Here is a 12,652-nt window from a genome sequence, read left to right on the forward strand (position 1 = left end):
ACGTGTAGACATTAATTCGGCGTGGCAGGCAACGAATCGGGGACGTCCGACGTCACCCTTGTAGCCGGCTCGGGACACGACGGGGGAGCAGTGGGGTACTTCAAGGGAGCGTGGGCAGGCGTGTGCCTGGTCGCGTTGATGGCATGCGGGGCGACCGGGGGGACGAGCGACGGCTCGCGCACGCCTGACGACGCTGCGCCGCAGCGCGTGACGAGCGGCGCGTCCGCGGTGGCCGAGCTCGCGCCGGCGGCATCACGCGCCGCGCAGCCCAACATCGTCGTCGTGATGCTCGACGACTTCTCGATGGACCTCGTGCAGACGATGCGCTCGGTGCAGCAGATGCGGAAGGCCGGCGCGAGCTATCCGCACTCGTTCGTCACCGACTCCCTGTGCTGCGTGTCGCGGTCGAGCTTCTTCACCGGCCAGTACCCGCACCAGACCGGCGTCCGCACCAACACGTCCAACAAGGGCACGTCGAAGCTCGGCGGCTGGCCCGCCTACGACACCCACGGCAACCCCGAGCGCGCGTTCAACGTGCGGCTCCAGGAGGCCGGCTACAACACCGGCTTCGTCGGCAAGTTCCTCAACGAGTACGAGTGGTCGCCGGGCCGGGCGCTCCCGCCGGTCGTGCCGGGCTGGACGACGTTCAACACCGTCTTCGGCTCCGCCTACGACGGCTGGGACTTCGCCAGCACGTCCCTCGTCGACCAGCGGCTGCGCCTGGTGCACCACCCGGCACCCCCGGCGAGCGCGAGCGACGGGGTCAAGGACAAGGCGTACGCCGGCGCGGTGATCGGCGACATGGCGACGGACCTGGTCACCGCCAACGAGGCCGCGGGCGCGCCGTACTTCCTCGAGGTGGCGCTCTACGCGCCGCACAACCGCACCAACCCCGAGGGCCACTACGCCGGCGACCCGCTCTTCCCGCCGATGTTCCGCGACCGCACCGGCACGCGCAGCTGCGGCCGCGTCGCCTGCGGCAAGCTGACCGTCGACGACCTGCCCGGCTTCGCCGACCCGCGCAAGGACAACCGCCCACGCCTGGCCAACGGCAAGCGGGCCCGGGCGTGGAACACCACCCGCACCCTGCCCGCCGCGGTGGCCGTCCGCGACCTCCGCGACCGCGCGCGGATGGCGCAGTCGGCCGACCGGCTGGTGAGGCGGATCCTCTCCTCCGTCGGCCCGAACACCTACGTCGTGCTCACCTCCGACAACGGGTTCCACCTCGGCCAGAACGGCATGGGCCGCGGCAAGGGGACGCCGTACGACACCGACGTCCGCGTGCCGCTCCTCGTCACCGGGCCCGGCGTCGTGCCCGGCACGCGCCGCGAGGTCACCAGCAACATCGACCTCGCCCCGACCTTCGAGGAGCTCGCCGGGCTCGCGCCCGCGCCCAACCGCAGCGGCCTCTCGCTCGTCCCGACCCTGGCGGACCCGAGGCTGGTGCGGCAGTCCCACGCCTTCCTCGAGCACACCCAGCAGACGTTGACCGGCAACGACCCGGACGCGGCGTTCAGCGGCTCGGAGCTCGACCGGATCCCGTCCTACACCGCGGTGCGGAGCCGCACGGCGCTGCTGGCGAGGTTCGACCTCGACCCGCGGCCGGGCAAGGTCACGTGGGGCTACGAGTACTACAGCTACAAGCGCGACAGGTTCGAGAAGCGCAACACCTTCGCGAACAAGAAGCGGGCCCCGGAGGTCGCGGCGCTGATGGCGAAGCTCACTGCCTTCGACGGTTGCCAGGAGGTCGGCGACCAGCCGGTGTCGGAGGCGTGCCGCGTCGTACGGCAGTAGCCGCCGCGGGCACTACTGTCGCAGCGTGCACCCGGACGTGATCGTGGTCGACCACCACGACTCCTACACGTGGAACCTGGTGCACCTGGTCGCCCGGGTGACCGGCGTCCTGCCGCGCGTGGTGCAGCACGACGAGGTCACCGCCGAGGAAGTGCTCGCCCACTCGCACGTCGTGCTGTCGCCGGGCCCCGGGCACCCTGCCGTGCACGCCGACTTCTCGGTGGGCAACGCGGTCCTGCTCGACGGCAACCGCCCCGTGCTCGGCGTGTGCCTCGGCATGCAGGGACTGGTGACGGCGTACGGCGGCACGGTGCGGCGGCTGCCCCCGGCGCACGGCGACGTCGCGACGGTCCGGCACGACGGCGCAGGGGTCTTCTCCGGGCTGCCGCAGGGCTTCGCCGCTGTCCGCTACCACTCGCTGGGCGCCGTCTCGCTGCCCGACGGGCTCGTGGCGACCGCGTGGAGCGAGGACGGTGTCGTGATGGGCGTGCGCCACGCCTCGCTGCCGCTCGAGGGCGTGCAGTTCCACCCCGAGTCGGTCCTGTCGGAGCACGGCGAGGACCTCGTCAGGAACTTCCTCCGTACCACCCCACGCCCTTCTCCTCCCCCGCTCCGCTCCTCCGGACAACGCCGAGGGGACCCCGGATGACCGACCCCGTCTCGTTCTTCCGCTCCGTGGCGGCACGGCACGCACGCTGCTTCTGGCTCGACGGGGGTGGCGCGCGCGAGTGGTCGGGCCGGCGCTCGATCATCGGCTGGCTCGACGAGAACGACGCGTCCCTGTCGTGGTCCGCCGCCCGGCGCGAGGTCAGCCTGCACGCAGGCGGGGTCGCGACCGTCGTCGGTGACGACGTCTTCGACGTGCTCGAGCAGCGCATCGCGGCGGGCGAGCAGTGGTTCGGCTACCTCGGCTACGCCTCGCGCACCGACCTCCCCGCCACCCCCGACCCGACCCTCCCCGACGCGATCTGGATGCGGCCGCGCGCGGTGCGGGTGTTCGAGCACGCCCTCCCCGCCTCGGCCCCGTCGGAGTCCCCGCACGTGCGGGGACTCCAACACTCGGAGGGGGTTGCAACCGCCTACGAGCGCCAGACTTCCCCACCAAGCTCGTACATCGATGCCTTCGCGCGCGTCCAGGAGCACCTGCACGCCGGCAACTCCTACGAGGTCAACCTCACCCACCGGCTGTCCCGCCGGTCCGACCTCGACCCGGTGACGGCGTACCTCCGGCTGCGCGAGCTCAACCCGGCGCCGTACAGCGGCTTCCTCCAGCACGACGTCGACGGCGCGCGCGCGTGGCTGCTGTCGAGCTCGCCGGAGAGGTACGCCCTCGTCACCGCCGACCGGCACCTGGAGACCAAGCCGATCAAGGGCACCACCCCGCGCGGCGCGACCGCCGAGGAGGACGAGCACCACCGCGAGCGGCTCGCGCGCGACCCGAAGAACCGCGCGGAGAACCTGATGATCGTCGACCTGCTCCGCAACGACCTGTCGGTGGTGTGCGAGGTCGGGTCGGTCGAGGTGCCGGTCCTGATGGAGGTCGAGTCCTACGAGTCGGTCCACCAGCTCGTGTCGACGGTGCGCGGGCGCCTGCGCGACGACGTGTCGACGGTCGCCGCGCTGCGCGCGCTCTTCCCGGCCGGCTCCATGACGGGCGCGCCCAAGCTGCGCACGATGGAGATCGTCGAGGAGGTCGAGTCGAGCCCGCGCGGGGCGTACGCCGGCGCGTTCGGCTGGATCAGCGGCGACGGCCCGGCCGACCTCGGCGTCGTGATCCGGTCGCTGATGACCGACGGCAGCGGCACCTGGACCCTCGGCACCGGCGGCGGCATCACCGTGAAGTCCGACGTCGCCGAGGAGTGGGCCGAGTCGGAGTGGAAGGCCGAGCGGCTCCTCCACGTCTTCGATCTCCCGGACGCGCTGTAACGCCGGGTTACTGCAACTACCCACTGGGGTGCTCGGGGGTGGGTAGTGGCACTAACCCGGCGTTACAGCGGCGACGCCGGGCAGCCACAGCGCGAAGCGCGCCCCGCCACCGGGGGCCTCGGTCACCTGGAGCTGGCCGCCGTGGCGGTCGATCACCTGGCGCACGATGGCCAGGCCGAGGCCCGAGCCGGGCATGGCCCGCGACTCCTCGGCCCGGTAGAAGCGCTCGAAGACGTGCGGCCGGTCGGCCTCGGCGACCCCGGTGCCCTGGTCGTCGACGGTGAGCACGCCGTCGGACAGCCGAACCGTGACGGTGCCCTGCGGCGGGCTCCACTTGGCGGCGTTGTCGAGCAGGTTGGTGACCGCCCGCTCGAGGCTGTTGGAGTCGCCGACGACCCGCCACGGGCCGAGGTCGACGTCGAAGGACACGTCCTGCGCACGACGTCGTACGCGCGTCACCGCCCGCTCGACGACGTCGGTGAGGTCCACCTCGGCGACCACCCGGGTCGTCGGCTCGTCGCGGGCGAGCTCGACCAGGTCGCCGACGAGCGCGCTGAGCTCCTCGATCTGGCCGCGGACGTCGTCGAGGAGCTCGAGCCGGGCATCGGCCGGCAGCGCCGTGTTGCCCTCGGCCTGGCGCAGCAGGTCGAGGTTGGTGCGCAGGGAGGTGAGCGGCGTACGGAGCTCGTGGCTGGCGTCGGCGACGAGCCGACGCTGGCGGTCGCGGGAGGCGCCGAGGGCGAGCAGCATCTGGTTGAACGCGGTGGCGAGCCGGGCGACCTCGTCGTCACCCTCCACCCGCAACGGTCGGAGGTCCTCGGTCATCGCGATGTGCTCGACCCTGGAGGTGAGCCGGCGCAGGGGCCGCAGCCCGTTGCGGGCCACCAGCCAACCGGCGAGCAGCGCGGCCAGCACGCCGAGCGCGCCGAAGACGAACAGCACCCCGCCGAGCTTCTCCAGCGTCCGGTCGTTGGGCGCCAGTGGCTGGGCGAGGATCAGCGCCTCGCCTCTGCCGGCCTGCACGGTGGCGACCCGGAACCGCTCGCCCTCCTTCGTGACGAGGGTGCGCACGACGGACTCGCGCTGACCGGTGACGACGTCGTACTCCTGCTGGCCGAGCGAGAAGTGGGGGATGTCGGAGCCCGACATGCCCTTGCCGTCGGCGGTGATGACGATGATCCGGACGTCGGCGGCGCCCAGCATCCACGACGGGACGCCGCCCGCGGTGACCCGCGACAGCGTGGTGTTGGCCGTCGCCTTGTGCGCGCGGTTGAGCAACGACTGGTCGAGCGAGCTCATCAGCTGCTGGCGCATCACCACGAAGGCGGTGAACGCCATGATCGCGATCGAGATGCCGACGGCGATCGTGGTGAGCACGGCGACACGTGACGCGAGCGACCTGCGGTAGTGCCAGCGCCCGTCGGGCCAGGCGGTGGCGGTGTTCATGATTCCTTCAGCACGTAGCCGACGCCGCGCACGGTCTGGATCAGCCGCGGCTCGCCCTCGGCCTCGGTCTTGCGTCGCAGGTAGCCGACGTAGACCTCGAGCGAGTTGGCGCTGGTGGGGAAGTCGTAGCCCCAGACCTCCTCGAGGATGAACGAGCGGTCGAGCACCCGGCGCGGGCGGCGCAGGAACATCTCCAGCAGTGTGAACTCGGTGCGGGTCAGCTCGATCGGCCGACCGCCGCGGGCCACGTCACGGCTCGCGACGTCCATGGTGAGGTCGGAGAAGGCGAGCACCTCGCTCTCCCCGTCGCCGTCGGGCACGACGCGGCGCAGCAGCGCACGCAGCCGGGCCAGCAGCTCCTCCAGCGCGAAGGGCTTGGTGAGGTAGTCGTCCGCCCCTGCGTCGAGTCCCTCGACCCGGTCGCCGACCGCGTCGCGCGCGGTCAGGACCAGGATCGGTACGTCGTTGCCCGCTGCCCGCAGCGCGCGCGTCGTCTCGATCCCGTCGAGCCGCGGCATCATCACGTCGACCACCACGACGTCGGGGTGCTGTGCCCCGACCGCCACGAGGCCCTCAGCGCCGTCGGCGGCCAGCACGACCTCGTAGCCGTTGAACTCCAGCGACCGGCGCAGGGAGTCGCGCACGGCCCGGTCGTCGTCGACGACCAGTACTCGGGGCCTGGACTCACTCACAGGCCAAGGATGCCACCGGCTCCTGAGGTGATCCTGAAAAGCTGTCGCCCTTCACGGCACGGCCGATCGGTGGGCGCGGGCAGAGACGCTGAGATGATCGGCACGTGACGAGGATCAGCACGGCGGCCGAGCTCGACGCGCGACTGCGGTCGATCCGGGACACGCGGGGCGGCGAGGACCAGTTCGTCGCCGAGGCGCAGGAGCTCGGCCGGGACCTAGGCGTGCGGATCGGCTGCGACTCGCTGATCCGGCTCGCGCTGGCGGGGCTGACCCGCGTCGGTGCCCGTGACCGCCCCGAGCCCAGGTCGGATGCGGTGTTCTCGGGACGGAGCATGGTGCTCGCGCCCGCATCTGCCACGCAGTGGGGGGATGCGGACGCCGACGACCTCCTGGAGGCGCTGCTGGGGTCCGTCGCCGAAGCTGTTCCGGCGGTCGGGGTCCAAGGCGAGCTGCGGTCGACGTACGTCGCCGTGCTGGCCCGACCCGACGTGCGGGCGGCCCTGGGAGCTGATCGGCCCGTGGACCTCCACGCCTTGGCGGCGTTGGTGGCCGAGCGCACGGCCGCCGGCTTCCGGGTTCCCGAGACGCTGGACCTCGACGTCGAGGTGGGTCTCTTCGACTGGCTGGGCCACGTGCTGGGCGGTCCGTTGCCGGTCGACTTCCTTGCCGAGGCTCTCAACCGCAGGGATCTGCGGTTGGCCCTGCGGGACGAGCGAGTCGGCTCGACGGCTGCCCGGTTGTGCGAGGTTCCGGTCTGCGATCTGTTGCCCTTCGAGGGGCCAGACGACACTGTCGTGGATCCGCCGCTTTCCTTCGACCAGCTCGTGCAGTCCGCCGAGACGCTCTCGCGCACGTCTGCGGGATGGGCCGCCCGGCACCGCGGCATGCTCGACCCCCTCGCGGCTGGCGAGGTCACCCAGCGGCCTTGGGTGATGTCGGGACGCGCGCTCCGGTGGCTGGTCGACCGCGGGGTGCCGGTCGGTCCGCTGCGCCTCGGGCGGATCGACGAGTACGTCAAGAGCGTCGTCGAGATGCTCGACCGAGGCGAGGGCACCGAGCCGGTGGGCGCGCACCTCAACGTGGTCGTCGGTCAGGCGGAGGACGGGGTGCACCTGCCGCTGGCCGAGGAGCTCGCCCTCCTCGCCTGGCTTCTCGACGTGCACGATGACTACGTCGACCTCGAGGCGCTCCTCGACATCCGGAGCAAGGGCCTGCGAGGCGACTTCGGGTGAGGTCGCGCCTCCCGGCTCACGAGTAGCGCGCCGCCACAGCCCCCGCGCGGGCGCCGTAGCCGCCGCCGAACATGCACGCGTGCACGAGCAGCGGGAAGAGCTGGTGGATCCCGAGCCGGTCCTCCCAGCCCTCGGCGAGCGGCTGCGCCTCGTCGTACGCCGCCATCACCCGCGGCAGGTGCGTGAGGCCGAACAGGTGCAGCATCGCCAGGTCGAGCTCGCGGTGGCCGCCGTGCGCTGCGGGGTCGATGACGTGGATGGCGAGGTCCTGGCCCCAGAGGCAGTTGCCGTTCCAGAGGTCGCCGTGGAGCCGGGCGGGCGCCTCGTCGGGGAGCAGGCCGGTCAGCTTGCCGACCACCGCCTCGACGGCGGCCGCGTCGGTCTCCGAGATCGAGCCGCGGTCGCGGGCCAGCTTGAGGTAGGGCAGGACGCGACGCACGGCGTAGAACTCCGGCCACGAGTCGGCGGTCTTGTTGGGCAGCGGCAGCCGCCCGATGAAGCCGTCGTGGTCGAGGCCCCACCCGTCCGCGCCCGCGGCGTGGGTGGCGGCCAGCTGCTGGCCGAAGGTGACGGCGGCCTCGACCGGCGTCTTCGAGCTCTGCTCGACCCACTCGACGACGACGCAGTCGCTGGCGGCGGCGAGCACCTCGGGCACCGGGACGCCGCCCTCGACCTCGGCGAGCCACCGCAGCCCGGCGGCCTCTGCCTCGAAGAACCCCTCCGGTGCGTGGGGGAGCGTCTTCATCAGCGCGGTCTGCCCGCTGGACAGCCGCAGCCGCGTGGCCGTGGCGATGTCGCCGCCCGCCACCGGAGAGGTCGCGACCACGGCCGTGCCGAGGAGCTCCTCGGCACGCCTGGCGACCAGCGGCTGGCGAGCCATCAGGCTCGGCCCCCGCCCGCCCGGTCGCTCGGGTGGCTCTCGATCGCCGCCTGCAGGGCCGCCACGATCCCGTCGCTCGTGCGCTCGACCATTGCCAGCACCTCCTCGAACCCGTCGTCCCCACCGTAGTACGGGTCCGGGACCGAGCCACCCGGATCCGCCGGATCGAGGTCGCGGAACATGCCGACCCGCTCGGTGCGTCCGCCGACGTCGGCCAGGTTGACCTCGTCCATCACGAGCACGAGGTCGTACGCCTCGGGCCAGGTCGCGTCGTACTGCCGGGCGCGGTGCCGGCTCGCGTCGTAGCCGGCGGCGGTCAGGGTGGCCGCGGCGCGCGGGTCCATCGGGTTGCCGACGTGCCAGCCGCCGGTGCCGGACGAGGCCACCTCTACGCGGTCGGCGAGGCCGGCGTCGGCGAGCCGGCTCTCGAGCACGACGTGGGCCATCGGCGAGCGGCAGATGTTGCCGAGGCAGACGAGGGCGACCCGATAGGGACCCTCGGCGCGCTGCGGGGGGACGGCCGGCATCAGCCGCGGAACGGGATCGCGACGCGGACGCCCCAGCCGACGATCGTGATGATGATCGAGCCGAGGAGCGCGTTCCAGAAGCCGTCGACGTGGAAGCCGAGGTCGAAGATGTCGGCGAGCCAGGCGGTGAACAGCAGCATGGCCGCATTGATCACCAGCAGCAGGAAGCCCAGGGTCAGGATGATGAACGGCAGCGACAGCAGCTTGACCACGGGCTCGACGAAGGTCGACACCAGGCCGAGGATGAGCGCCACGCCCAGCACCTCGAGCCACTTGTCCTGGAACTCGGCACTGCCGTTCGTCGCGCCCTCGAACCAGATGCCGTCCAGCAGCCAGGCCGCGACGGCCAGGCCCGCTGCGTACGTCAGCAGCCACATCAGGAACCTCATGTCACGACACTAGCGGGACCGAGGAACGAGATCGCCGCGTGTGGCGGGAGGTCGAGTGGCCCCGCGACCGAGCCTGCGAGGTCGTGACGGCATGTATCGAGACCCGCGATGTAGCGGCCAGCCGGCGGGAGCCGGCGGTTACGGTGTGCCGCGTGGTGACGATCGGCGGCACGGGCGTCATGGTGCTCGGCGCCCTCGCGACGGCCGTCGTCGCCGCGCTCCTCGTGACGGTGCTGCGCCCCCGGCTCGGCACCGCGTCCGCGGTCTCGGTCGCCGGCCTGCTCTGGTCGCTCGTCGCGATCGCGCTGGTGACCCTCGTCCCGACGCGCCCGGACGTCGGGATCGTGCCGGCCGAGCGCCGCAGCGAGGCGTGCTCGTGGGACTACGGCGGCCCGTCGGGGGCGGCGTTCGAGGTCCTCGGGTTCGACCAGCGGACCCTCAACGTGCTGCTCTTCGTGCCGGCCGGCATCTTCCTCGTGCTGGCCGTCGGACGCTGGTGGTCGGGCCTCGTGCTCGCCCCGGTCGGCCTCGTCGCCCTGGCGGCGTACAGCCTCGCGATCGAGCTCACCCAGCTGCAGCTCGCCCGTCTGGACCGCGCGTGCGACGTCACCGACCTGGTCGACAACGTCCTCGGTGCGGGCATCGGCTTCGCGATCGGCCTGGTCCTGCTCCCGGTCGTCCGGCCGTGGCGGAGCCGGCAACGACCGGAGCAGCCCGTCGCTCACTAGGGTGCGGGTCATGCCCTCCATCCCTGCGTCCCCGCAGCCCCGGCCGAACGTGCTCGCCATCCCGGCGTACGTCGCCGGCAAGCCGCCCGTCGCCCGACCCGGGCTGACGTCGTACAAGCTCTCCTCCAACGAGAACCCCTACCCGCCGCTGCCGGGCGTGCTCGACGCCGCCCGCGAGGCGGCGGCGGAGATGAACCGCTACCCCGACATGGGGAGCTCCGCGCTCTACGCCGCCCTGGCCGACACGATGGGCGTGCCGACGGAGGACGTCGCCGCGGCGACGGGGTCGGTCGCGCTGATCTACCAGCTCGTCAACGCCTTCTGTGAGCCCGGCGACGAGGTCGTCTACGCCTGGCGCTCCTTCGAGGCCTATCCGATCGCGGTCACCGCCGGCGGGGCGCGCAGCGTGCAGGTGCCGGTCACGGCCGACGGTCGCCACGACCTCGACGCCATGGCCGCGGCGGTCACCGACCGCACCAAGGTCGTCATCGTCTGCACCCCCAACAACCCGACCGGCCCGGCCGTCACGCAGTCCGAGCTCGACGCCTTCATCGCGAAGGTGCCCTCGCACGTGGTGGTCGTGGTCGACGAGGCCTACCTCGAGTTCGTGCGGATGGACGACGCCATCGACGGGATCGCCACCTACCGCCGCCACGGCAACGTCGTGCTGACGCGCACCTTCTCCAAGGCCTACGGCCTCGCCGGCTTCCGGGTCGGGTACGCCGTCGCTCCCGCACCGCTCGCGGCCGCCCTCCGCGCCGTCTCGCTGCCGTTCGGTGTCAGCCACGTCGCCCAGGCCGCGGCGATCGCCTCCCTCGCGGCGCAGGCCGAGCTGTTCGTCCGGGTCGAGGACCTCGTCGCCCGCCGTGCCGACCTGGTCGCGCGGCTGCGCGAGGTCGGCTGGGACCTGCCGGACGCGCAGGGCAACTTCGTGTGGTTCCCGCTGGGCGACCGCGCGCTCGACTTCGCAGCCGCCTGTGGCGAGCTGGGGATCTCGGTCCGCCCGTTCGCCGGCGACGGCGTCCGCGTCAGCATCGGCGAGGCCGAGGCCTTCGACCGGGTCGTCGAGGTGGCCGCCCGCTTCGCTCCCGCTGCCCAGTGATCCCCGGCTGACAGGGAGAGCCTGACAACCTCCGGTCGGGGGACGCCGACGGACGCCCGGCAGCGCGGCAGACCTCGGGTGGGCTACCCCGAGAGGCGGGCGACCAGGCACGGACCGCCTTCGTAGATCCCGCCGTCGATGTCGAGCGCGAGGCCGTCGGCGTAGAGCCGCGGCTCGGAGTAGGAGTCGAACGGCTCGTCGAAGTAGTCGCCGATGATGCTGTGGCCGTGGACGATGCGTCGCCCGCCGAGTGTGTCGAGCAGGGTCCGGGCGGCCGCTGGACCGGACGCCCCGGCGTACTCGTGGCGCCGGCCGAGGCCGACCAGCACGTCGAACCACGCCACCGGGTCGTCCCCGGCGAGGATCTCGCGCACGGCCCGGTTGACGTCGTCGACGGTGTCGCCCCACTCGAGGTAGGCCAGCGTGTCGGAGTGCATGAGGAGGTGGTCGCCGTCGAGACCGACCGCCGGGAGCCCGGCCAGCCAGGCGAAGAGCTCGGCGTCGATCCCGTCCTGGTCGGAGTCGCGTCCACCGTTGCGGGCCCAGATCGACTCGAAGGTCCGCACGACCCCGCGGTGGACCACCTCGGTGCGGCCGAACAACCGGGTGCCCAGGGCGATGACCTCGTGGTTGCCGAGCAACGGGTGCACCGAGCCGCCGGCCGCCGCGGCCTCGTCGACGAGGCGGCGTACGAGCGCGATCACGCCGAGCCCGTCCGGACCCCGGTCGAGGAGGTCGCCGAGGACCCACAGCGTCGAGCTGCCGCCGCACCAGTGGGACTCCTCGTCGAGGAGGCCGGCCTCCTGCAGCGCGGCGGTCAGCTCGGCCAGGTGGCCGTGGGGGTCGCTGGTGGCGAAGGTGGCACTCACGCCTCAGAAGGTATGTCCTCGGCCGCCCGCGGGTATGGTTGAAGAGTGAACGACACGGCGACGTACGCGACCAAGGGCAAGCCCTTCGAGCGCGACATGTCCTACCTGCCCGACCGCGTGCTGGCGGGCGAGCGGTCGGCTGACCCCCTCGACGACCAGTTCCCGAGCGGGTCGAAGGACAGCCCGCGCGACGTGCCGGTCTGGAAGGCCGAGCCCGGCCGCTACCGGCTGATCGCCGCCCGTGCCTGCCCGTGGGCGCATCGCTCGATCATCGTCCGCTCCCTGCTCGGCCTCGAGGACGTCATCTCCTGGGGCGCACCCGGCCCGACCCACGACGCACGCAGCTGGACCTTCGACCTCGACGAGGGCGGTAGGGACCCGGTGCTCGGCATCGAGCGCCTGCAGGAGGCCTACTTCGCGCGCCAGTCCGACTACCCGCGCGGCATCACGGTGCCGGCGATCGTCGAGGTCGCGTCGGGCCAGGTCGTGACCAACGACTTCCCCCAGATCACCCACGACCTCGCCTTCGAGTGGCGCGAGCACCAGCGGCCCGACGCCCCCGACCTGTGGCCCGCCGACCTCCGCGAAGAGATGGTGTCGGTGATGAAGCGCGTCTTCACCGAGGTCAACAACGGCGTCTACCGCTGCGGCTTCGCCGGGTCGCAGGAGGCGTACGAGGACGCGTACGACCGCCTGTTCACGACGCTCGACTGGCTCGAGGACCGGCTCGCCGACCGGCGCTACCTGATGGGCGACGCGATCACCGAGGCCGACGTCCGGCTCTTCACCACGCTGGTGCGCTTCGACGCGGTCTACCACGGGCACTTCAAGTGCAACCGCAACAAGCTCACCGAGATGCCGAACCTCTGGGGCTACGCCCGCGACCTGTTCCAGACGCCGGGCTTCGCCGACGAGGTGGACTTCGACCAGATCAAGAGGCACTACTACGTCGTCCACACCGACATCAACCCGACGCAGATCGTCCCCGTCGGCCCCGACGAGTCGGGCTGGCGCACCCCGCACGGTCGCGGCTGACGCCAGCGGCGTACGACACCGAGCCGGCGTCA

General features: G+C 72.3%; 13 protein-coding genes. 7 read left to right on the forward strand and 6 right to left on the reverse strand.

The genetic code is table 11. The features are described from left to right. Positions 1-21 precede the first annotated feature (21 nt). From JOD65_RS04380 to JOD65_RS04390, 3 genes are read left to right on the forward strand one after another with little or no spacing between them, the layout of a single operon-like run. The gene (locus JOD65_RS04380) at positions 22-1,794 is read left to right on the forward strand and encodes a sulfatase-like hydrolase/transferase (protein ID WP_191193579.1); all 1,773 of its coding nucleotides are present in this window, start codon (positions 22-24) and stop codon (positions 1,792-1,794) included. Positions 1,795-1,819: 25 nt separating this feature from the next. Then, positions 1,820-2,443, forward strand: a complete 624-nt coding sequence (locus JOD65_RS04385) for an anthranilate synthase component II (protein ID WP_191193578.1) — start codon at positions 1,820-1,822, stop codon at positions 2,441-2,443. Next, positions 2,440-3,720: an anthranilate synthase component I family protein gene (locus tag JOD65_RS04390; protein WP_191193577.1), complete on the forward strand. Its 1,281-nt coding sequence runs from the start codon at positions 2,440-2,442 to the stop codon at positions 3,718-3,720. Before JOD65_RS04385 ends, JOD65_RS04390 begins: the two co-directional genes overlap by 4 nt. A gap of 51 nt (positions 3,721-3,771) precedes the next feature. On the opposite strand, the gene JOD65_RS04395 is transcribed toward JOD65_RS04390, so the two are convergent. Further along, entirely contained in the window at positions 3,772-5,166 is a 1,395-nt protein-coding gene (locus tag JOD65_RS04395) for a sensor histidine kinase (RefSeq protein ID WP_191193576.1), read from the reverse strand. Continuing rightward, positions 5,163-5,858, reverse strand: a complete 696-nt coding sequence (locus tag JOD65_RS04400; protein ID WP_191193575.1) for a response regulator transcription factor — start codon at positions 5,856-5,858, stop codon at positions 5,163-5,165. The genes JOD65_RS04395 and JOD65_RS04400 overlap by 4 nt, the downstream gene beginning before the upstream one ends. 104 nt (positions 5,859-5,962) lie before the next feature. On the opposite strand from JOD65_RS04400, the gene JOD65_RS04405 reads away from it, so the two are divergent. Next, entirely contained in the window at positions 5,963-7,090 is a 1,128-nt protein-coding gene (locus tag JOD65_RS04405) for a hypothetical protein (RefSeq protein WP_191193574.1), read from the forward strand. Between the two features lie 16 nt (positions 7,091-7,106). On the opposite strand, the gene JOD65_RS04410 is transcribed toward JOD65_RS04405, so the two are convergent. Genes JOD65_RS04410 through JOD65_RS04420 form a run of 3 tightly spaced genes read right to left on the reverse strand, consistent with a single transcriptional unit; the run spans position 7,107 to position 8,886 of the window. Next, positions 7,107-7,970: a fructosamine kinase family protein gene (locus tag JOD65_RS04410; protein ID WP_191193573.1), complete on the reverse strand. Its 864-nt coding sequence runs from the start codon at positions 7,968-7,970 to the stop codon at positions 7,107-7,109. Next, positions 7,970-8,497, reverse strand: a complete 528-nt coding sequence (locus JOD65_RS04415) for a low molecular weight protein-tyrosine-phosphatase (protein ID WP_191193572.1) — start codon at positions 8,495-8,497, stop codon at positions 7,970-7,972. Before JOD65_RS04415 ends, JOD65_RS04410 begins: the two co-directional genes overlap by 1 nt. Beyond that, the gene (locus JOD65_RS04420; protein WP_191193571.1) at positions 8,497-8,886 is read right to left on the reverse strand and encodes a phage holin family protein; all 390 of its coding nucleotides are present in this window, start codon (positions 8,884-8,886) and stop codon (positions 8,497-8,499) included. Before JOD65_RS04420 ends, JOD65_RS04415 begins: the two co-directional genes overlap by 1 nt. A gap of 152 nt (positions 8,887-9,038) precedes the next feature. On the opposite strand from JOD65_RS04420, the gene JOD65_RS04425 reads away from it, so the two are divergent. Both JOD65_RS04425 and hisC read left to right on the forward strand, forming a co-directional pair. Beyond that, entirely contained in the window at positions 9,039-9,614 is a 576-nt protein-coding gene (locus tag JOD65_RS04425) for a VanZ family protein (RefSeq protein WP_191193570.1), read from the forward strand. Positions 9,615-9,624: 10 nt separating this feature from the next. Further along, on the forward strand, positions 9,625-10,716 hold the full coding sequence (gene hisC / locus JOD65_RS04430; protein ID WP_191193569.1) for a histidinol-phosphate transaminase: 1,092 nt from the start codon (positions 9,625-9,627) through the stop codon (positions 10,714-10,716). 83 nt (positions 10,717-10,799) lie between these two features. On the opposite strand, the gene JOD65_RS04435 is transcribed toward hisC, so the two are convergent. Further along, positions 10,800-11,585 (reverse strand): metallophosphoesterase, encoded by a 786-nt coding sequence (locus JOD65_RS04435; protein WP_191193568.1) that lies wholly within the window; start codon positions 11,583-11,585, stop codon positions 10,800-10,802. Between the two features lie 45 nt (positions 11,586-11,630). On the opposite strand from JOD65_RS04435, the gene JOD65_RS04440 reads away from it, so the two are divergent. Further along, complete coding sequence (locus JOD65_RS04440) at positions 11,631-12,620, forward strand: glutathione S-transferase family protein (protein ID WP_307820932.1); 990 nt, start codon at positions 11,631-11,633, stop codon at positions 12,618-12,620. Positions 12,621-12,652: the final 32 nt, after the last annotated feature.

The organism is Nocardioides cavernae, from assembly GCF_016907475.1.
Taxonomy (GTDB): Bacteria; Actinomycetota; Actinomycetes; order Propionibacteriales; family Nocardioidaceae; genus Nocardioides; species Nocardioides cavernae.